16 protein-coding genes are annotated in these 19,102 nt (G+C 70.7%); 14 read left to right on the top strand and 2 right to left on the bottom strand.

What is annotated here, in order from left to right:
* Nucleotides 1-58: 58 nt before the first annotated feature.
* On the top strand, nucleotides 59-2,548 hold the full coding sequence (locus ABDZ92_RS02475) for a DUF2339 domain-containing protein (RefSeq protein WP_241211692.1): 2,490 nt from the start codon (nucleotides 59-61) through the stop codon (nucleotides 2,546-2,548).
* Here the strand turns inward: ABDZ92_RS02475 and ABDZ92_RS02480 are convergent.
* Entirely contained in the window at nucleotides 2,502-2,978 is a 477-nt protein-coding gene (locus tag ABDZ92_RS02480) for a DUF6456 domain-containing protein (RefSeq protein ID WP_125959048.1), read from the bottom strand. The two genes, ABDZ92_RS02475 and ABDZ92_RS02480, sit on opposite strands and share 47 nt — an antisense overlap.
* 91 nt (nucleotides 2,979-3,069) lie before the next feature.
* Between ABDZ92_RS02480 and ABDZ92_RS02485 the strand changes: the two genes are divergently transcribed.
* The 7 genes from ABDZ92_RS02485 (at nucleotide 3,070) to ABDZ92_RS02515 (ending at nucleotide 12,129) form a co-directional block, all read left to right on the top strand.
* Nucleotides 3,070-3,633, top strand: a complete 564-nt coding sequence (locus ABDZ92_RS02485; RefSeq protein WP_125959050.1) for a helix-turn-helix domain-containing protein — start codon at nucleotides 3,070-3,072, stop codon at nucleotides 3,631-3,633.
* An 85-nt stretch (nucleotides 3,634-3,718) separates the two neighbouring features.
* Nucleotides 3,719-5,995 (top strand): phosphoenolpyruvate--protein phosphotransferase, encoded by a 2,277-nt coding sequence (ptsP, locus tag ABDZ92_RS02490; protein ID WP_125959051.1) that lies wholly within the window; start codon nucleotides 3,719-3,721, stop codon nucleotides 5,993-5,995.
* Nucleotides 5,996-6,106: 111 nt separating this feature from the next.
* Complete coding sequence (locus tag ABDZ92_RS02495; protein ID WP_125959052.1) at nucleotides 6,107-6,967, top strand: helix-turn-helix domain-containing protein; 861 nt, start codon at nucleotides 6,107-6,109, stop codon at nucleotides 6,965-6,967.
* A gap of 128 nt (nucleotides 6,968-7,095) precedes the next feature.
* Nucleotides 7,096-8,049, top strand: a complete 954-nt coding sequence (locus ABDZ92_RS02500; RefSeq protein ID WP_241211693.1) for a tetratricopeptide repeat protein — start codon at nucleotides 7,096-7,098, stop codon at nucleotides 8,047-8,049.
* Between the two features lie 4 nt (nucleotides 8,050-8,053).
* Nucleotides 8,054-9,076, top strand: coding sequence for a tRNA lysidine(34) synthetase TilS (gene tilS / locus ABDZ92_RS02505; protein ID WP_241211694.1), 1,023 nt, complete (start codon nucleotides 8,054-8,056; stop codon nucleotides 9,074-9,076).
* Nucleotides 9,077-9,144: 68 nt separating this feature from the next.
* On the top strand, nucleotides 9,145-11,109 hold the full coding sequence (ftsH, locus tag ABDZ92_RS02510; RefSeq protein ID WP_125959055.1) for an ATP-dependent zinc metalloprotease FtsH: 1,965 nt from the start codon (nucleotides 9,145-9,147) through the stop codon (nucleotides 11,107-11,109).
* A 360-nt stretch (nucleotides 11,110-11,469) separates the two neighbouring features.
* Nucleotides 11,470-12,129, top strand: coding sequence for a hypothetical protein (locus ABDZ92_RS02515; protein WP_125959056.1), 660 nt, complete (start codon nucleotides 11,470-11,472; stop codon nucleotides 12,127-12,129).
* A 223-nt stretch (nucleotides 12,130-12,352) separates the two neighbouring features.
* Here the strand turns inward: ABDZ92_RS02515 and ABDZ92_RS02520 are convergent, their stop codons facing one another.
* Nucleotides 12,353-13,423: a DUF3667 domain-containing protein gene (locus tag ABDZ92_RS02520; protein WP_125959057.1), complete on the bottom strand. Its 1,071-nt coding sequence runs from the start codon at nucleotides 13,421-13,423 to the stop codon at nucleotides 12,353-12,355.
* 77 nt (nucleotides 13,424-13,500) lie between these two features.
* On the opposite strand from ABDZ92_RS02520, the gene ABDZ92_RS02525 reads away from it, so the two are divergent.
* From ABDZ92_RS02525 to ABDZ92_RS02550, 6 genes are all read left to right on the top strand, one after another.
* Nucleotides 13,501-14,784, top strand: a complete 1,284-nt coding sequence (locus ABDZ92_RS02525; protein ID WP_125959058.1) for a glutamate-5-semialdehyde dehydrogenase — start codon at nucleotides 13,501-13,503, stop codon at nucleotides 14,782-14,784.
* Between the two features lie 245 nt (nucleotides 14,785-15,029).
* The gene (locus tag ABDZ92_RS02530; RefSeq protein WP_125959060.1) at nucleotides 15,030-16,064 is read left to right on the top strand and encodes an aldo/keto reductase; all 1,035 of its coding nucleotides are present in this window, start codon (nucleotides 15,030-15,032) and stop codon (nucleotides 16,062-16,064) included.
* Nucleotides 16,065-16,339: 275 nt separating this feature from the next.
* The gene (locus tag ABDZ92_RS02535; protein ID WP_277599968.1) at nucleotides 16,340-17,020 is read left to right on the top strand and encodes a nicotinate-nucleotide adenylyltransferase; all 681 of its coding nucleotides are present in this window, start codon (nucleotides 16,340-16,342) and stop codon (nucleotides 17,018-17,020) included.
* Nucleotides 17,021-17,028: 8 nt separating this feature from the next.
* Complete coding sequence (rsfS, locus tag ABDZ92_RS02540) at nucleotides 17,029-17,433, top strand: ribosome silencing factor (RefSeq protein WP_125959062.1); 405 nt, start codon at nucleotides 17,029-17,031, stop codon at nucleotides 17,431-17,433.
* Nucleotides 17,434-17,445: 12 nt separating this feature from the next.
* The gene (locus ABDZ92_RS02545) at nucleotides 17,446-17,868 is read left to right on the top strand and encodes a 23S rRNA (pseudouridine(1915)-N(3))-methyltransferase RlmH (protein WP_125959063.1); all 423 of its coding nucleotides are present in this window, start codon (nucleotides 17,446-17,448) and stop codon (nucleotides 17,866-17,868) included.
* Nucleotides 17,868-19,049, top strand: a complete 1,182-nt coding sequence (locus ABDZ92_RS02550) for a murein hydrolase activator EnvC family protein (protein ID WP_125959064.1) — start codon at nucleotides 17,868-17,870, stop codon at nucleotides 19,047-19,049. Before ABDZ92_RS02545 ends, ABDZ92_RS02550 begins: the two co-directional genes overlap by 1 nt.
* The last annotated feature ends 53 nt before the right edge of the window (nucleotides 19,050-19,102 follow it).

The following is a 19,102-nucleotide window of genomic DNA, read 5'->3' on the forward strand; positions in this document are numbered from 1 at the left end:
GCGAATGCATGCGGACTTGCGCGCGCGGCTGTGCCACAACCCGCCCGTGGACCTGTTCATGACGCTTCTGTTCGCCGGCATCGTCGCCGCGCTCGTCCTGATGTGGCGCCGCCTGACGGCGGTCGAGCGTGAGGTGGAGTACCTTCGCGAGGCGCTGGTCGAGGCGCGGTTCGAGGCACCGGCCCAGCCGATCGCCACCCCGCCAGCGGTCGAACGCCGCGATGAGCCTGCCGTCGTCCAGCGCCCCGCTGCGCCTGCCGCGCCCCTCTCCGCCCCGCTCGAACCCGAGGCGCCGCCCAAGCCGCGCTTCGAGATGCCGAGCTTTGAGGCGCTGGTCGGCGGCCGCCTGCCGGTATGGGTCGGCGGGGCCGCGCTGGTGCTCGCCGGCGTCTTCCTGGTGCGGCTTTCGATCGAGAGCGGCCTGCTCACCCCCGGCATCCGCACCGTCCTCGCCGGGCTGTTCGCGCTGCTGCTGCTCGCCGGCGGCGAAGTCGCCCGCCGCCTGCCCGCCACCCGCGACGACCCCCGCATCGCGCAGGTGCTCGCCGGCGCCGGCATCGCCAGCGCCTATGCGACCCTCTATCTCGCGGCGGCGGCCTACGATCTGGTGAGCCCGATCGCCGGCTTCGCGATCATGCTCGCGATCACCGGCGTCGCGCTGGGGCTGGCGCTTCGCCACGGCCCGCCCACCGCGGTCATGGCGCTGGCAGGCGGGTTCGCCGCGCCGCTGGTCGCCGGCTTCGACGCGGCCGGCATCGGCCCGCTGCTCGTCTATCTCGGCCTGTTCGTCGCGGCGCTGCTGTGGCTGGCGGTCGCGCGCGGCTGGATGTGGCTGGCGCTCGCGGCGGGAGCCTCGGCGTTCGGCTGGGCCGGCTTCCTGCTCGCCGCGGTTCGCGCCGACGAGGTCGGTGGTGTCGCCGCCTTCATCGTCGCGCTTGCGCTCGGCGTCACCCTCGCGCTCCCCTCCGCCGGCATCCAGCGCCCGTGGCTGCGTGCCGCGCCGATGGTGGCGGGCCTCGCACAGCTGCTGCTCGCCGCCCCCTTGCTCGACTTCGGCCCGCTCGCCTGGGGCTTCTATCTCGTCCTCTCGGCGGCCGCGCTGTTCCTGGCGTGGCGCGACCCCAAGCTGATGCCGGCACCCATCGCCGCACTCGGCCTGGTGCTGGTGCTGCTCGGCGTCGGGCTGATGCGCCCCGCCCCTGGGATCACCGCCACCGCCGCCATCCTCGCGACGCTGCTGTTCGCCATCCCCGGCCAGCTGCTGTCCCGCACGGGCCGAGGCTGGGCGCTGCTCGGCGTCGTCGGCACCGCGGGACCGGGGCTCGTCGCCCAGCTCGCTGCCACCAGGCTGCTCGACCCCGGCTTCTGGTGCCTGCTCGACCTGTTGCTCGCCGGCGCTTGCGCGTGGCTGAGCTGGCGCCACCGCGACCGCGCCAACGCGCAGGACACCGGCCTCGTCGGCGGTGGGCTCGCCGCCGCGGCGTTGCTCTCGGCTGGCCTCCAGCAGATCGTGCCGGGCGCGCTGGTCGCCCTGCCGCTCGCCGCTGCGATGGCCGCGCTCGCCGGCTGGGGGCGTGTCACCGGCGACGCTTCGGTGCGCCGTCTGACCCTCCTGCCGCTGCTCGGGCTGCTGGTGCTGGCGCTGATCCCGCTCGCCCAGGTGGCGGAAGCGTTCGGCCGCTCGCTGTTCGGGGAGATGCTGCCCTATCGCCTGCTGCCGCCGCTCCGCGACATTCTGCGCTTCCTTGGCCTCCCCACGGCCGTGCTGGTCGCGATCCTGTTCGCCGACCGGCAGAGCTTCGGCCGCGCCCGCCGCATCGCCCTCGCCATCGCCGGCGGTGCGGTGCCGCTGCTCGCCTATCTCTTGCTGAAGCAACCCTTCGCCATCGCCGAGCCCCCTGCCTTTGCCGCCATTGGCTTCGTGGAGCGCGCGGTCATCACCCAAGCGCTGCTTCTCGGCGGCTGGGCGCTGGTCCGCACCCACCGCTTCCCCCAGGCCGCCGGCCTGCTGCTCGCGCTCGGCGTCGCCCGCATCGTCTGGTTCGACCTGATGGTGTTCAACCCCGCCGGCGTGGTCCAGGCGGTAGGGGCAATCCCGCTGCTGAACGCCGCCACGCTGCACTTCGCGCTCGCCGCCGCGTTTTTCTGGACGCTGCCGTCCCGCCGCGGCATTCGCCCGCTCGCCGCCGCGCTCACCCTGCTGGCGCTGGTCGCCACGGTGCGCCAGGCGACGCACGGCAGCATCCTCACCGGCCCGCTCGGGACCGGCGAGAACTGGGGCTATTCGGCCGCCATGCTCGGCCTGTCGCTGTTCTGGCTGTGGCGCGGCATCACCGCCAAGGCGTCGGACCTGCGCCTGCTCGGCCTGCTGCTGCTCACCGCCACCACCTTCAAGGTGTTCCTGGTCGATGCCGCCGCGCTGGAGGGCGTGCTGCGCATCCTCTCCTTCCTGGGCCTCGGCTTCGCACTCATCGGCATCGGCTGGGCCTATCGCCGCTTCCTCACGGAAGCCGGTAGTGCTCCGCCAGCCGATCGAGCGCCAGCGTAAGCACCAGCCGCCCGGCCCGGGCCGGCCAGCCCAGCGCCTTTTCCGCCGCCGGCAAGCCCTCGCCCGCACACACCACCCGCCACAGCACGTCGGCCAGCCCCGGCCCCGCCGCCGCGATCGCCGCGTCGAAGCGGCGCTTGGCCGACAGCTGCGGTCCGCCCGGCGTACCCGCGGAGGGCGCACCCCGGCTGCCGCTGCCGCGTGGCCCCGCATCCCAACGCATCGTCACCCGCGGCCCCAGCGATGCCCGCTCGTAATCCTCGCGCAGCTGCTCGCCCGCATCGAACTGGCGCGGGCTCACCAGCCCGCGCGCGCGCAGCCACGACAGCGGCGATTCGGCCAGGTTCACCGTGACGCTGCGCCGCCCCCGCGCCGGCGGGGTACTCGCCACCCGTTCGCCCTCCAGTCCGCGTTCGGCCAGTTCGCGCATCGTTCCTCTCCATCGTTGCGACTCGTCCTTGCCACAGCGGCTTGTTTGTAGGACAGTGACAAACCGATATGGTTTGTTGCGGGAGCCGGAGATGATCACCGCCATTCGCGAAGTGCGCCGTGCGAAGGGGCTGACGCTGGAGGAGGTGGCACTGCGCTGCCGCCCCGCCACCACCGCCCAGACGATCGGCCGGCTGGAGACGGGCACGCGCACCGTCTCGATCGGCTGGCTCAACCGCATCGCAGAGGCGCTGGGCGTCGATTCCGCCGATCTGGTGAAGCTGCCCGACCGTCCCGACGTTGCCGTCGCCGCGATCCTTGATGCCGGCGGCGCCACCGCGCCCCGCCGTGCCGCCACCGTCGCAGCCCCCCGGATCGATCCCAGCCTGGTCGCCGTCACCGTCTCCGGCGGCGTCGGCGACTATCGGGCGGGCGACGAGATCTGGTGCGCCCGCCTGGCCCCCGACGCGTTCGGCAGCGCCATGAACCGCGACGTGCTGGTCCCCCGCCCCGCCGGCCGCTTCGTGTTCGGCCGCCTGCTCGCCCGCAGCGACGGCAAGCTCCACCTGCTGCCGCCCGGTGCCGGCGCCCGCCAGCAGGTGGTGCCCGAACCCGCCTGGCTCGCCATGGCCGTGCGCCTGGTGCGGACGCTGTGATGCCGCACGCTCCGCTTGCACACTTCGTTACCGAACTTCCCGGCTGCGCGATGGCGTCGGCCGCAACGGCATGGTAGCCAGCCCCATGCCCGCATCGGCCGCCGCTTCCGCCCGAGAGATCCTCACCCGCCTCCACGACGTGATGGCGTCGCGCAGCCCCGCCCAGGCCAAGCTCAACAGCGTGGTCAACATCATCGGGGAGACGCTCGATAGCGAGGTCTGCTCGATCTACCTGCTGCGCGAGGGCGTGTTCGAACTCTTCGCCACCGTCGGTCTCGCCGAAGAGGCGGTGCACGTCACCAAACTGGCACCCGGCGAGGGTCTGGTCGGCACCATCGCCGCCAATGTCGAGACGCTGAACCTGGCCGAGGCGGCGAGCCACCCGGACTTCGCCTATCGCCCCGAAACCGGCGAGGAGCGCTTCCACAGCTTTGCGGGCGTGCCGATCATCCGGCGCGAGCGGGCGGTGGGCGTGCTCGCGGTCCAGCATACCGAGCCGCGCCGCTACGACGACGTCGAGATCGAGGCGCTGCAGACGGTCGCCATGGTGCTGTCCGAACTGATCGCCAACGCCGATCTGATCGACGCGGCCGGCCCCACCGCCGCCAGCCGCCCCCAGGCGACCGGCACCGCCCGCATCAACGGCTTCAAGCTGGTCGAGGGCATGGGCGCGGGGGTCGCCGTCTTCCACCAGCCGCGCATCACCGTCGAGCATACGGTGGCCGAGGATACCGAGGCCGAGCGCCACCGCGTCTATGCCGCGTTCGACAAGATGCGCGAGCAGATCGACCGCATCACCAGCCAGGCCGAGTTCGGCGTCGGCGGCGAGCATGAAGAAGTCATCGCGACCTACAAGATGTTCGCTTATGACGAGGGCTGGTCGCGCCGCATCAACGAGGCGATCGATTCCGGCCTCACCGCCGAGGCCGCGATCGAGCGCGTCCAGCAGCGCACCCGCATGCGCATGCGCGAGATTTCCGATCCGCTGCTCGCCGATCGCATGCATGACCTGGAGGATCTCTCCAACCGGCTGCTGCGCATCGTCTCGGGCCAGCTCGGCACCGCCGCACAACTGGGCCTGCGCCAGGATACGATCCTGATCGCTCGCAACCTGGGTCCGGCCGAACTGCTCGAATACGACCGCCGGCGCCTCAAGGGCGTGGTGCTGGAGGAAGGCTCGCTCACCGCGCACGTCACCATCGTCGCCCGCGCGATGGGCGTGCCGGTGCTCGGCCGGGTGCGCGACGTCCGCCGGCTGATCTCGGAAGGCGACCGGCTGCTGCTCAACGCCTCCGAAGACTATTGCGTCATCCGCCCCACCGCCGACCTGGAGGAGGCGTTCGACGCCAAGCTGCTCTATTCGCAGCGCCGCCGCGCCGCCTTTGCTGCCCTTCGCAGCGAGCCGCCCGTCACCCGCGACGGCGACCGCATCACCCTGCTGGTCAACGCCGGCCTGCGCGACGACGCCGCCGCGCTGGACCTCACCGGCGCGGACGGCATCGGCCTGTTCCGCACCGAGTTCCAGTTCCTGGTCTCCTCCACCCTTCCCTCGCGCGAGCGCCAGCAGCGGCTCTATCGCGAGGTGCTCGACGTGGCAGGCGATCGCCCGGTCGTGTTCCGCACCGTCGACATCGGCGGCGACAAGGCGCTGCCCTATCTTGCGACCGGCGACCATGAGGAAGAGAACCCGGCGATGGGCTGGCGAGCGCTGCGCCTGGCGCTGACCCGAGAGGGGCTGATGAAGGCGCAGGCGCGCGCGCTGATCGAGGCGGCGGCCGGCCGCACGCTGCGCGTCATGTTCCCGATGGTGTCCGAACCCTGGGAGTTCGAGCAGGCGCGAGAGCTGTTCGAGCGCCAGCGTGACTGGGTCGCCTCGCGCGGGCGCAAGCTGCCGCTGGAGATCCTCTATGGCGCGATGCTGGAGGTGCCGGCCCTTGCCGAGACGCTCGACCTGCTGTTCCCGCGCCTCGATTTCCTGTCGATCGGCACCAACGACCTCACCCAGTTCCTGTTCGCGGCCGATCGCGCGCACCCGCAGCTGGCGCTGCGCTACGACTGGCTGAGCCCGGCGATCCTGCGCTTCCTGCGCCGGGTGGTGCGTGCCACCCGCGATGCCGGCGTCCCGGTCACCGTGTGCGGCGAGATGGGCGGGCGCTCTCTCGAGGCGATGGCGCTGCTCGGCCTCGGCATCGACCGGCTTTCGATCACGCCGGCCGCGGTCGGCCCGATCAAGGCGATGATCCATTCGCTCGATCGCGCCGCCATCACCGCCACCATGGAGCGGCTGCTGGCAGCCCCACCGCCCGACATGCGGGCCGCGCTGACCGCCTGGGCGAGCGACAATGGGGTTGAACTGGCGTGAAACGGCGGCGGATACGCGCGTCCCGACGTTGACACAGGTTTATGCGTGTCCGAAACCTGCCCCGAAGACGGGGGCGCGAGCTTGGTGAATATTCCCCGCGTGGAGACTGGAATGGGTGAGGGCGAGGGCGCCGTGGATCGGAGCCCGGCAGCGATGACGGCAGGCGAACGGTTGCGGCAGGCGCGCGAGGCCCAGGGCCTCGACCTTGCCGAGGTGGCGGCGCGTACTCGGATCCCGCAGCGGCATCTGGAGGCGATCGAGACGTCGAACTTCTCCCAGCTGCCCTCCACCACCTATGCGATGGGCTTCGGCCGCTCCTACGCACGGGCGGTGGGCGTGGACGAGGTGGCGCTCGCCCGCGATCTGCGCCGCGAGCTCGACACCAGCTACCAGCGGCGCGAGCCCAAGCCCGACCTTCAGCCCCATGCGCCCCCGCGGCTTCCCTCGCGCGGGCTCGCCACCGGCGGGTTGATCGCAGGTGGCCTGATCCTGCTTCTGCTCGCCATCTGGTTCGGCACCACCCTGCTCACCGGCGGGGACGCGCCGCCCGCGCAGCAGGCGACGGCGGAGAGCGAGCTCGGCGTGATGCCGGTGCCCGCCGCCTCCCCGGCCGTTGCCGCACCGGCCGCGCCCGTGACCGGCAGCCAGGTGACGCTCACCGCCACCGACGAAGTGTGGGTCCGCGTCTATGACGCCGCCGGCAAGACGCTGATGCAGAAGACGATGACCGCGGGCGAGCGCTACGACGTTCCCGTCGACGCCAACGGCCCGATGATCAACGTCGGCCGCCCGGACAAGCTGGCAGTCACCATCAACGGCTCCTCGGTGGCCCCGCTCGGCAGCGGCGCCCGCCCGATCAAGGATATCGGCGTCAGCGCCCAGGCGCTGCGTGCCCGCGACGGCGGCGCCACCCCGGCGCCTGCCGCCGCCGGTGCCGGCGACACCGCCGCTCCGGCCGCGCCCCAGGGCTGACGCCCACACCTTGGGCACGCCCGGGTTTTTCCGGGCGCGCTTAAGGCTGGCGACAGCATCGCCGGACCATTAGGGTCCCCCTAGTTTTCCCAAATCCCACCGGGGGGTGTCACGACATGCGTATCCTCATGACGCTTCCGCTTCTCGCGGCCGGCCTTGCAGTTTCCGTCCCCGCCACCGCGCAGACCGCGATCGAAGGCCGGGTGAACAAGCTCGAGCGCGAGATGCGCGCCGTGCAGCGCAAGGTGTTCCCGGGCGGCGCCCAGGCCCAGGTCGAGCCAGAGATCACCGCGCCCCAGACGCCGATCGAGGCGCCGGGCACGCCCGCCGGCAGCCCCATCGCCAATCTCGAGGCGCGGGTCGCCGCACTCGAATCGCAGCAGATGACGCTGACCGGCCAGGTCGAGCAGGCGCAGTACAAGCTGCGCCAGATGGAGGAGGCGTTCGAGGCCTATCGCCGCGCCAACGACGGCCGGCTCACCGCGCTGGAGGGCGGCGGCGCTGCCGCTCCGGCCGCGCAGGGTGGCGAGCCGGACAGCGCCCCGGCCGCTTCCCCTGCCCCGACCCGCGGCCCCGGCAACGGCGGCGGCGTGCTGACGCTTCCGGGCAATGCCGGCACCAAGCCCGCCGCCCCCGCTGCTGCCGCTCCTGCGGGGGCCGGCACTGCCGTGGAAAAGCCCGCGCCCAGCGGCGATCCCGCCGAGGACGCCTATGTCTACGGCTATCGCCTGTGGTCGGCGAAGCGCTATTCGGAGGCCGCGGCCCAGCTCAAGACCGTGGTCGACAAATACCCCAAGCACCGCCGCGCCAGCTGGGCCCAGAACCTGATCGGCCGCGCCTATCTCGATGACGGCAAGCCCAGCCTCGCCTCGATCGCCTTTTACGACAATTACAAGAAGATGCCGGACGGCGAGCGCGCCCCCGACAGCCTCTTCTACCTCGCCGACGCGCTGGTGCAGCTCAAGAAGCCGAAGGACGCGTGCGAGGTCTATGCCGAGCTGTCCGACGTCTATGCCGACCGCATCTCGGCAACGATGAAGGCGGATATCCAGCGTGGGCGCACCGCCGCCAAGTGCAGCTGATCCGGTGACCCTCGATCCGGCGGCGGTCGCGCGGTTCGCGCACGACCTCGCCGCCGCGATCGGCGTACCGCCCGCGGGCCCGATCGCGCTCGCCGTCTCGGGCGGCCCCGATTCCATGGCGATGCTGGCGCTGGCGCATGCCGCACACCCCGGCCGGGTGATCGCCGCCACCGTCGACCACCGCCTCCGCCCCGATGCCGCCGACGAGGCCGCAATCGTCGCCCGCTGGTGCCGCGACGCCGGCATCCCGCACGCGACGCTCGCGCCGGAACGGCCGCCCCGGGGCGCCAGCATCCAGGCACAGGCGCGGCAGCTGCGCTACCAGTTGCTCGGCCGATGGGCGCTCGGCGAGGAAGCGGCCGCGCTGCTCACCGCCCATCACGCCGACGACCAGGCTGAAACCTTCCTGATGCGCGCCGTGCGCGGCTCCGGCCCCGCCGGGCTCGCCGGCATCCGCCGCTATTGGACCTGGCACCCCGAACGCTGGGACGGCACCGGCGCCGGCGAGGCGCGCGGCCTCCCGGTCGTCCGCCCGCTGCTCGGCTGGCGGCGCGCGACCCTGCGCGCGCTGGCGGAGGCAGCCGCCCTCCCCTTCGTCGACGATCCCTCCAACACCGATCCCCGCCACGACCGGACCGGGGTCCGCGCGCTGCTGGCCGGCTCGCCCCCGCTTGATGTCGAGGGGCTCGCCCGTGCTGCGCAGCATTGCGCCGAAACGGATGCAGCAATTGCGGAGACCGTCACCTGGATCGAGCGCGAGCGGCTGTGCCCGGCGCCCGCCGGGGAACGCGCGCTGGACATGGCCGGCCTGCCCCGCGAACTGCGTCGCCGCCTCGTCCGCCGCGCCATCCGCCACGTCCGCCACCACGCGCCCGCGGCCGAGGGAAGCTGGTCCGACTCCGCCAACGTCGAGCCGCTGCTGGACGCGCTGGAGGGCGGCAGCGGCGCTACCCAGGCAGGCGTCTCCGCCTCGGCGCACGGGGACCGGTGGCATTTCCGGCCCGCACCGCCGCGTCGATCAGCCTGATCGATGTTGTTCCATTGCCATTCATCCCCCGCAGCCTATCTTGCAGGGACGAAGAGGTACGCGCTTTCATGAACGACAACGACAAGCAGCCCGGCCCCGAGAACGGCGGCAACGGCAACCCCTGGATGAAGAGCCTGCTCATCTGGGTGGGCATCCTCATGGCCCTGGCGCTGTTCGTGTCGCTGTTCCCCAGCGGCGGGGCGCAGAACGCCGGTACGTCGATCCCCTATTCCGCGTTCCTCGACCGCGTCGAGGAAGGGTCGGTCAAGGACGTCAACGTCACCAAGAACGTCATCACCGGCACCCAGTCGAACGGCGAGAAGTTCCGCACCTATGCGATGGACGACCCGCAGCTGACGGAGCGCCTGCGCAAGGCCGGCGTCAGCATCACCGCGCGTCCGGAGGAAGGCCCGTCGATCTGGCAGTACATGCTGGTCCAGGCGCTTCCGTTCCTGCTGTTCCTCGGCATCGCCTTCTTCGTGGTGCGCCAGATGCAGAAGGGCGGCGGCGCGAACGGCGCGATGGGCTTCGGCAAGTCGCGTGCCCGCATGCTGACCCAGAAGGAAGGCAAGGTCACCTTCGACGACGTCGCCGGCATCGACGAGGCGCGCGAGGAGCTGCAGGAGATCGTCGAGTTCCTGAAGGACCCGACCAAGTTCGCGCGCCTAGGCGGCAAGATCCCCAAGGGCGCACTGCTGGTCGGCTCGCCCGGCACCGGCAAGACCCTGCTCGCCCGTGCCATCGCGGGTGAGGCGGGCGTGCCCTTCTTCACCATCTCCGGCTCTGACTTCGTCGAGATGTTCGTGGGCGTCGGCGCGAGCCGCGTGCGCGACATGTTCGAACAGGCCAAGAAGTCGGCGCCCTGCATCGTCTTCATCGACGAGATCGACGCCGTCGGCCGCCATCGCGGCGCGGGTCTCGGCAACGGCAACGACGAGCGCGAGCAGACGCTCAACCAGCTGCTGGTCGAGATGGACGGCTTCGAGGCGAACGAGGGCATCATCATCATCGCGGCGACCAACCGCCCCGACGTGCTCGACCCTGCGCTGCTGCGTCCGGGCCGCTTCGACCGTCAGGTCGTGGTGCCCCGCCCCGACATCGAGGGCCGCATCAAGATCCTGCAGGTCCACATGAAGAAGGTGCCGCTGGCGCCCGACGTCGACGCCCGCACCATCGCGCGCGGCACGCCGGGTTTCTCGGGCGCGGACCTCGCCAACCTCGTCAACGAGGCCGCGTTGATGGCGGCCCGCAAGGGCAAGCGCCTGGTCGCGAACCTCGAGTTCGAAGAGGCCAAGGACAAGGTCATGATGGGCGCCGAGCGGCGCTCGATGGTGATGACCGACGACGAAAAGCGGATGACCGCCTATCACGAGGCCGGCCACGCCATCGTCTCGATCCACGAGCCCGCGTCGGATCCGATCCACAAGGCGACGATCATCCCGCGCGGACGGGCGCTGGGCATGGTGATGCGCCTGCCGGAGCGCGACAGCTACAGCTACCACCGCGACAAGATGTACGCGAACCTGGCGGTGGCGATGGGCGGCCGCGTCGCCGAGGAGATCATCTTCGGCTATGACAAGGTGTCTTCGGGCGCCTCGGGCGACATCCAGCAGGCGACGAGCCTGGCGCGCGACATGGTCACCCGCTGGGGCATGTCCGACGCGGTCGGCCCGGTCGAGTACGCCGAGCCGCAGGGTGAGAGCTTCCTCGGCTATTCGCAGTCGGCCCCGGCCCGCATGTCGAACAAGACGGCGGAACTGATCGACAGCGAGATCAAGCGCATCGTCGAAGGCGGCCTCACCCGCGCCCGCGACGTGCTGACCGAGCATGTCGACCAGCTCCACACGCTGGCCGGCGCCCTGCTCGAGTATGAGACGCTGAGCGGCGACGAAATCAAGCGCCTGATCGCCGGCGAGGACATCGGCCGCCCGACCGACGGCCCGACCCGCCCGGTGGTCGCCGCCGGCACCTCGATCCCGCGCACGCGGCGCCCCCAGGGGCCCTTCGGCAACCCCAGCCCCGCCGGCGCCTGATCCGGCCCGCCACGAACAGAAAACCCCTCCGCGACGGCCTCGCGGAGGGGTTTTTCTTTGGCCGCCCGGGGATATCGGGAGGGGCGCCCGCCCCGAAAAGAAACCCGTACCCCGGCGAAGGCCGGGGCCCAGTTGCGGTGGCTCACAATAGGGAGCGCACCCCGAGTTGCCTGCACAAGGCACCCACGGCCAAGCAGAACAACGGCTCGCGCAGCCGTGGTCCTGGGCTCCCTTCTTCGCAAGAGCCCGTCGAATGCTTAATGGCCGGCTTTGAGTGGATCCCGCTCTGCGTCCATAGCAAGATGACTTCTCTTGTAGACACATTCCTTCGCGTTCAGACTTGGCGCAAGGGGGAGGCGCATGAAGCACTTAAGCGCTTGGGCGGCTGGCATAGGTTTGGCGGCCCTTGTTCCGATATCGGCTCCAGCTCTCGCGGGCGAAGAAATGGCGGGCGAGCGTATTCATTCATCGCTGCCGCTTTACACTTTTGATTGGGAGCAGACGTGGCCGCGAAGTTTTTCGTCGGGTGATGAATTTGGATGCATTTCACGAGTGCAGTTTGGCGACTGGCGTTTCACACCTAGCCCGAACAACAGCCTTGGCGAGCAGCATTGGGCGCGGTTCACCAACTATGGGGTGTTCCATTGTTCGGCAATCATGCGAACGGCCGATGAACAGAGCGGGTTGGACGAAGCTCCATCAGAGTATGGATTCTTTGTCCAGTTGGGAACGACGCGCGCAGCAGGCGTTGAGTGGGAGCTTTGGGCGCTTCAGAAAGGTATCAATCCTGGGAGCGAATACACACTGCTAGCACGTGAGCCAGATAGCGGTGAAATTAACCGATTCATCGTGCTACAGCAGCGTTGCCCTTCTGGGAGCACACTAGAGGCAAAAGGGCTCGACATCTGGGTCACTCGCTATTGTGCGATCAATTCCCGCTCCGAGTTGCTTTCATTATCTCGCAAGATGCTGGCGCTTCCGCCACTCGGCGTGATGGAGAGAGTCGTTAAAGCTGAGTGATTCACTGGCGGGTGTGCTGGCCGCTGCGGCATGGCAGGATTTCTTGACGATCGTTCGCTGTCGGGAAGCTGATGATGTGGGAAGCGGCGAAAAGTATCCCCGAAAGTCGGCTCCAATGACTCTACGACCCAACCGTGCTCCTGCGAAAGCAGGAGCCCAGGGCCTCGACCGCTAGCTTTGCCGTACTCCCCCACCCCCGCCGCCGCCCTCGCAGCAGCGCCGCTCACCCCATCACCCCCAGCACCACCAGCAGCGACACGAAGATCGACAGCACCACCGCCGTCACGAACAGCAGCGCCACCGTGCGCCAGGCGGCGCTGAACGTCCGCAGCCGGTACGCGCCCTTCAGCTGCGCGAACATGTGGATCGGCGGCACCAGCAGCAGCCATGCGTCCAGCCACGACAGCAAGGGCGAGAGACTGAACAGCGCCATGACCACGAACAGCAGGTTCATGAAGCTGATCGAGTAGATCACGAAGATCGCGTGGTCGTACATGCGATACTGCCGCCGCCAGGCGAACAGCATCCACATGAACGGCAGCGACAAGGGGATCAGCGCCCAGCTGTATTTGTAGCTGCTCGACTTGATCTTGTAGAGCAGCAGCTCGGGGTTCTGGAGCTTGTGGCCGAGCTTCTTGTAGCCGTTGTCCTCCAGCTGCACGCCCAGCCGGCGCAGCATCGCGGGGATGCCGCTGTGCCCCTGCACGACCGCAAGCTCCTGCTCCACCGCATAGCGTTCGATCTGCAGCCCACGCGCCGCCTGCCCCTTGGTATCGCCGCGGGCGATCTCGCGATCGAGCGCCGCAATGCGGGCCTGCAGGCGCTCGGCATCCCCGGCATCCACCTTGACGATGTGCTCCGGAAACGTCTCTTCCTGCATCCAGCTGCCGACCCCGGCCCAGCCGAACACCGCGAACATCAGGAACATCGTGAACAGGAACAGCGCCAGCGGCGATACGAACCGCGCCCGTTCGCCCTCTACATAGCGTCGGGTGAGCGCGCCGGGTCGCGCGACCAGCATCGGCAGCGTGTCCCAGATCTTGCCCTCGAAATGGAACACGCCGTGCAGCAGGTCGTGGCCGACCGAATGGAGCGTGCGGTGGATGTGCCCCGCCTGCCCGCACCGGTGGCAATGCGCCCCGATCAGCGCCGTCCCGCAGTTGAGGCACAGGCCATGCGCATGGCCCGCCCCATGCCCGGGCCGCTGCCCCCGGCCCTCGCCTGCGCTCGGCTCGATCGCGCACGCGAGCAGCCCCCCGGCGACGATGTCGCCCCCTGTTTCCACTTCCCCCATGGCCGAAAAGCTACCACGTCCCTGCACCCTGTCGAGGGGCTTTGGGGGGCGCGCGCGGCCATGCTAGCGTGGCGCCTATGTCCGCCGATCTCGCCACCGCCGCCCTGCCCGAAGATCCGATCGCCCTCGTGCGTGCCATGGGCACTCGCGCCCGCGCCGCCGCCCGCACGCTCGCCGCACTTCCGACCGCGACCCGAGCTGCCGCCCTGCGCGCCGCCGCCGCCGCGATCCGCGCCGATGCGCCCGCGATCCTCGCCGCCAACGCGCGCGATGTCGCAGCCGGCGAAGCGCGCGGATTGAGCCCGGCGCTGCTCGACCGCCTCCGCCTCGATCCCGCCCGTCTGGAAGGCGCCGCTGCCGGCGTCGAGGCGATCGCCGGGCTGCCCGATCCGGTCGGCGCGCTGGTGTCGGAGGATCGCCGCCCCAACGGACTGGTGCTGCGCCGCGTGCGCGTGCCGATCGGCGTCATCGGCATCATCTACGAAAGCCGCCCCAACGTCACCGCCGACGCCGGCGCGCTGTGCGTCATGGCCGGCAATGCCGCCATCCTGCGCGGCGGGTCGGAGGCGATCGAGAGCAACCGCGCGCTCCATGCCGCCATGCAGCGCGGGTTCGTCGCCGGTGGCGTGCCGACCGATGCGATCCAGCTGGTCCCCACCACCGATCGCGCCGCCGTGGGCGCGATGCTAGCCGCCGAGGGCCTGATCGACATGGTCGTACCCCGCGGTGGCAAGAGCTTGGTCGCCCGCGTCCAGGCCGAGGCGCGCGTGCCCGTCCTCGCGCATCTCGACGGCATCAACCACAGCTATGTCGACGGCGCCGCCGACCCGGCGATGGCGCAGGCGCTGGTGGTCAACGCCAAGCTCCGCCGCACCGGCATCTGCGGCGCGACCGAGACGCTGCTGATCGACCGCGCCTTTGCCGATCCCGCGCCGCTGCTCGCCGCACTGATCGACGGCGGCTGCGAGTTGCGCGGCGACGCGGACGTGCAGGCGATCGACCCGCGCGTGCGCCCCGCCACGGCCGAGGACTGGGACACCGAATATCTCGACGCGGTCCTGTCGGTGAAGCGGGTCGACGGCGTAGAAGGCGCACTCGCCCATATTGCCCGCCACAGTTCGGGCCATACCGACGCGATCGTGACGGAGGACGCGGCCACGGCCGAGCGCTTCCTCAACGGGGTCGATTCGGCAATCGTGATGTGGAACGCCTCCACCCAATTCGCCGACGGCGGCGAGTTCGGGCTGGGCGGGGAGATCGGCATCTCCACCGGCCGCCTCCACGCCCGCGGCCCCGTCGCGCTCGAAGGCCTCACCACCTACAAATGGACCGTTACCGGCACCGGCCAGACCCGCCCCTGAAGCCACCTTTTCCCAGAACGCAACAGATCTGCCATTTCTGTCGTATCCCTGCGCAGGCAGGGATCCAGGGCCAAGCCAAGCTACGACCGGTATTGCGTGGAACCCTGGGCTCCTGCCTGCGCAGGAGCACGGTGCGCGATTACGCAGGGGTCCACGCTAACAGCCGCGTTTTTCGTACCGATCGGTTGCGCGCGCCAAAAACCTCCCCATCTGCCGGGCGCTTATCGCTCAGGAGGCGCACCCCCATGCACTACAACCAGCTCGGCCGAACCGGCCTGTTCGTGTCCGAACTCTGCCTCGGCACCATGACCTTTGGCGGAGAGGGCATGTTCAAGGCGGTGGGCCAGGTGCAGCAGGCGGATGCCGACGCGCTGCTCCGCACCGCAGTCGACGCGGGCGTCAACTTCATCGACACCGCCAACGTCTATTCCAACGGCCTGTCGGAGGAGATCACCGGCCAGGCGATCCGCAACCTGGGGCTGCGGCGCGAGGAGGTGGTGCTCGCCACCAAGGCGTTCGGGCCGATGGGGCCGGGCCACAATGATCGCGGCGCCTCGCGCGGGCATCTGCTCGATCAGGTGAAGGCCAGCCTCACGCGGCTCGGCACCGACCACATCGACCTCTACCAGATCCACGGCTGGGATTCGGTGACCCCGATAGAGGAGACGCTGCGCGCGCTCGACGATCTCGTGACCCAGGGCCATGTCCGCTACGTCGGCGTCTCCAACTGGGCGGCGTGGCAGATCGCCAAGGCGCTCGGCATCTCCGAACGCCGCGGCTTCGCCCGGTTCGAGACGGTGCAGTCCTATTACACCCTCGCCGGCCGCGACCTGGAGCGCGAGCTGGCGCCGATGATAGAGTCCGAAGGGCTCGGCCTGATGGTGTGGAGCCCGCTCGCCGGTGGCTATCTGTCGGGCAAGTACCGGGCGGGTGACAGCGACGGCCGCCGCACCAACTTCAACTTCCCGCCGGTCGACCAGACCCGCGGCGAAACGGTGCTCTCCGCCATGGACCCGATCGCCGAGGCGCACGGCGTGTCGGTCGCCCGCATCGCGCTCGCCTGGCTGCTCCACCAGAAGGTGGTGACCAGCGTCATCGTCGGCGCCAAACGCGTCGACCAACTGGAGGACAATCTCGCCGCGGTGGACGTGGAGCTGACCGCGGAGCAGCTCGCGTCCCTCGATGCCGCCAGCAAGCTGGCGCCGGAATACCCCGGCTGGATGATCGAACGCCAATCCGAATACCGCGCCCCCGCACTCGCCTCCGTCCGCAAGCGCTAACGCGAACCACGCCCGCAACCGTACCCCCGCGCAGGCGGGGGTCCAGGGCCCAGCAAAGCAACGGCCGATATCGCCCGAAACCCTGGGCTCCTGCCTGCGCAGGAGCACGGCGCGCCCAACGGGGTGGCGCGCGCTGCCGCACCCCGAACGCGCTTCGTACCCCGGCGGAGGCCGGGGCCCAGTTGCGGCGAAGGGGGTTTGGGGCACTCCGCAACCGCCTTCCCACCTGGACCCCGGCCTCCGCCGGGGTACTGAAAGGTTATGCGACGCACTCCCTGGCATCGCCCCACGCCGTTGCACCCGCCGCGCAACACTGGCATCGCGCCCCCATGTCCCGCATCGGCCTCCTCGGCGGCTCCTTCAATCCGGCGCATCGCGGCCACCGCGGCATTTCGCTCCAGGCGATCCGCGCGCTGGAGCTCGACGAGCTGTGGTGGCTGGTGTCGCCCGGCAATCCGCTGAAGGACCATGCGTCCGACATGGCGCCCTTCGCCGCGCGCCTCGCGTCCGCCACCCGCATGGCCCGCCACTCGCGCATCCGGGCGACCGACATCGAACGCCGGCTCGGCACCCGCTACACGCTCGACACGCTGCGCAAGCTCGTCGCGCGCTTCCCCGATCAAGACTTCATCTGGGTGATGGGGGCCGACAATCTCGCCCAGTTCCACCGCTGGCGCGGGTGGCGCGAAATCGCGCGCACCATGCCGATTGCGGTTATCGCGCGTCCGGGGTATGATCGACGGGCCCGCGCAAGTGTCGCGATGGGCTGGCTGCGGCGCCATGCGCGGCCCGCAGGCCAGGCGAAACGATGGACGAATTGGAGTTTGCCGGCACTCGTGTTGCTGCGCTTCCGCCCCGATCCGACCTCGGCGACCGGCATTCGAGCCGCCGATCCCGCCTGGCACCGGCACAGCAGGCCGAACCAAATCCCCACGCGCACGGCCATGAAAGGCTAGGAGACAAGTTGCCCAACCCCTCTTCCGCACGCGAAGGCGGTACCGACGACGTCGAGGCGCTGCACCGCCTCGTCCTCACCTCGCTGGATGACGATCAGGCGGTGGAAACCGTCTCGATCCCGCTCGCCGGCAAGTCCAGCATCGCCGACTATATGGTCGTCGCTTCCGGCCGTTCGAGCCGTCAGGTCGCCTCCATGGCCACCAAGATCGCCGAGAAGGTGAAGGCCGAGTTCGGCCGCAGCCCCCGGGTCGAGGGTCTGCCGACCGCCGACTGGGTGCTGATCGACGCGGGCGACGTGATCGTCCACCTGTTCCGCCCGGAGGTCCGCACCTTCTACAATCTGGAGCGGATGTGGGCGTTCGGCGACACGCCGACGATGGGGTCAACCGGCAACCCGCCCGCCTCCGCCTGACCCTTCGCGCCCGTGCTGCTGCATATCGTCGCGCGCGGGCGCATCGGGCGCAGTCCCGAGGCCGAGCTGGTCGATCGCTATCTCAAGCGCGTCACCTGGCCGACCCGCGTCACCGAGCTGCCCGACAAGGGCGGCAAGGTGCCGCCGCGCGAACCCGGCACCCGCATCGTGATGCTCGACGAAACCGGCCGCGACATGCCGTCCCGCCAGTTCGCACAGATCCTGGGGAACTGGCGCGACGACGGGGTGCGCGAGGCGCGGTTCCTGATCGGCGCCGCCGACGGCTTCGACGATGCCGACCGGCGGGAGGCGGACCTGCTGATCTCGTTCGGCCGCCTCACCTGGCCGCACATGATGGCCCGCGCGATGCTTGCCGAGCAGCTGTGGCGCGCCGCCAGCATCCTTTCCAACCACCCCTACCACCGCGAGGGCTGATGCGCCGCGGCGGGACAGTCGCGGCCGCCCTGCTGGTGCTGGCCGCCGGTGGCGCCGCACTCGGCGCCGCCACCATCGGCACCGCCGCCCCATCCCCCCTCGACCAACAGCGCGAGCGGCTGCGCGCCGCCCGGATTAAGGCGGATCGTGCCCAGGCCCGCGCCCAGGCGCTGGAGCGCCAGGCCGCCGCCGCCCAGACCGCCGCCGATCGTGCCGCCGCCCGGCAGCGCAGCATGGCCGCCCGCATCGCCGCCGCCGAGGCGGAGCATCGCGCCGCCGAAGCGCGCGTGGCGGTCGTCGGCCGCCTGCTCGCCGAGCGCCGCGAGGAGCTTGCCCGCCGCCGCGACCCGATCGTTCGGCTGATGGCCGCGCTCCAGTCGCTCGCCCGCCGCCCGGCAGTGGCGGCCGTCGCCCAGCCCGGCTCCACCGCCGATGCCGTTCACGTCCGCGCCGTGCTCGCGACCGTGCTTCCCGCCGTCCGCCAGCGCACCAGCGCCGTCCGCGCAGAAGTCGCAGAAGTCCAGCGCACGCGGCGCCAGGCCGCACTCGCGGTGCAGGCACTCGGCAGCAGCCGGCGGCGGCTGGAGGATGAACGCCTGCAACTGGTGCGGCTGGAGGCGGCGGAGCGCCTGCGGTCGCAGGATCTCGGCCGCACCGCGTTGGTCGAATCGGACCGCGCGATCGCGCTTGGCGAACGGGCGCGCGACATCGTCGACCAGATGCAGGAGACGCAGCTCGCCGCGGTGACGCTGGGCGAGCTCACCACCCTGTCCGGGCCGCTGCTGCGCCCCGGGTCGGACGGCACGCCCGTCCACCGCTCGCCCTATCGCCTGCCGGTGGCCGGCGCGGTGGTGACTGGCTTCGGCGAGATTTCGGACGCCGGCGTGCGGTCGCGCGGCCTGACGCTCGCGGTGGCGCCCGGCGCGCGCGTGGTCGCGCCGCTGGCGGGCCGCGTCCTGCTCGCCCGCCCCTTCCGCAGCTACGGCACCATCATCCTGCTCGATCACGGCAACGGCTGGACGACGCTCGTGACCGGTCTCGGCCGCGCCACCGTGCGCCGCGGGAGCGAGGTGGCCGCCGGCACGCCGCTCGGCCTCGCCCCCGGCGGCGACGCGCCCCAGGTCACCGTCGAGCTGCGCCGCCACGGCGCCGCCATCGACCTCGCGACGATGCTCGGCTGAGGCGGTCCGCCAGAGTTCCTTTTACGCGGCCACGCTTTGGCGCTATTCCGGTG

The organism is Sphingomonas molluscorum, from assembly GCF_039522995.1.
GTDB classification, from domain to species: Bacteria; Pseudomonadota; Alphaproteobacteria; order Sphingomonadales; family Sphingomonadaceae; genus Sphingomonas; species Sphingomonas molluscorum.

Coding starts and splice junctions, on each gene's coding strand:
- ABDZ92_RS02530 (WP_125959060.1), top strand. CDS start 15,030: ATGCACTACAACCAGCTCGGCCGAACCGGCCTGTTCGTGTCCGAACTC.
- ABDZ92_RS02550 (WP_125959064.1), top strand. CDS start 17,868: ATGCGCCGCGGCGGGACAGTCGCGGCCGCCCTGCTGGTGCTGGCCGCC.
- ABDZ92_RS02485 (WP_125959050.1), top strand. CDS start 3,070: ATGATCACCGCCATTCGCGAAGTGCGCCGTGCGAAGGGGCTGACGCTG.
- ABDZ92_RS02480 (WP_125959048.1), bottom strand. CDS start 2,978: ATGCGCGAACTGGCCGAACGCGGACTGGAGGGCGAACGGGTGGCGAGT.
- ABDZ92_RS02520 (WP_125959057.1), bottom strand. CDS start 13,423: ATGGGGGAAGTGGAAACAGGGGGCGACATCGTCGCCGGGGGGCTGCTC.
- ABDZ92_RS02475 (WP_241211692.1), top strand. CDS start 59: ATGACGCTTCTGTTCGCCGGCATCGTCGCCGCGCTCGTCCTGATGTGG.
- ABDZ92_RS02525 (WP_125959058.1), top strand. CDS start 13,501: ATGTCCGCCGATCTCGCCACCGCCGCCCTGCCCGAAGATCCGATCGCC.
- ABDZ92_RS02515 (WP_125959056.1), top strand. CDS start 11,470: ATGAAGCACTTAAGCGCTTGGGCGGCTGGCATAGGTTTGGCGGCCCTT.
- ftsH (WP_125959055.1), top strand. CDS start 9,145: ATGAACGACAACGACAAGCAGCCCGGCCCCGAGAACGGCGGCAACGGC.
- ABDZ92_RS02500 (WP_241211693.1), top strand. CDS start 7,096: ATGACGCTTCCGCTTCTCGCGGCCGGCCTTGCAGTTTCCGTCCCCGCC.
- ABDZ92_RS02495 (WP_125959052.1), top strand. CDS start 6,107: ATGGGTGAGGGCGAGGGCGCCGTGGATCGGAGCCCGGCAGCGATGACG.
- ptsP (WP_125959051.1), top strand. CDS start 3,719: ATGCCCGCATCGGCCGCCGCTTCCGCCCGAGAGATCCTCACCCGCCTC.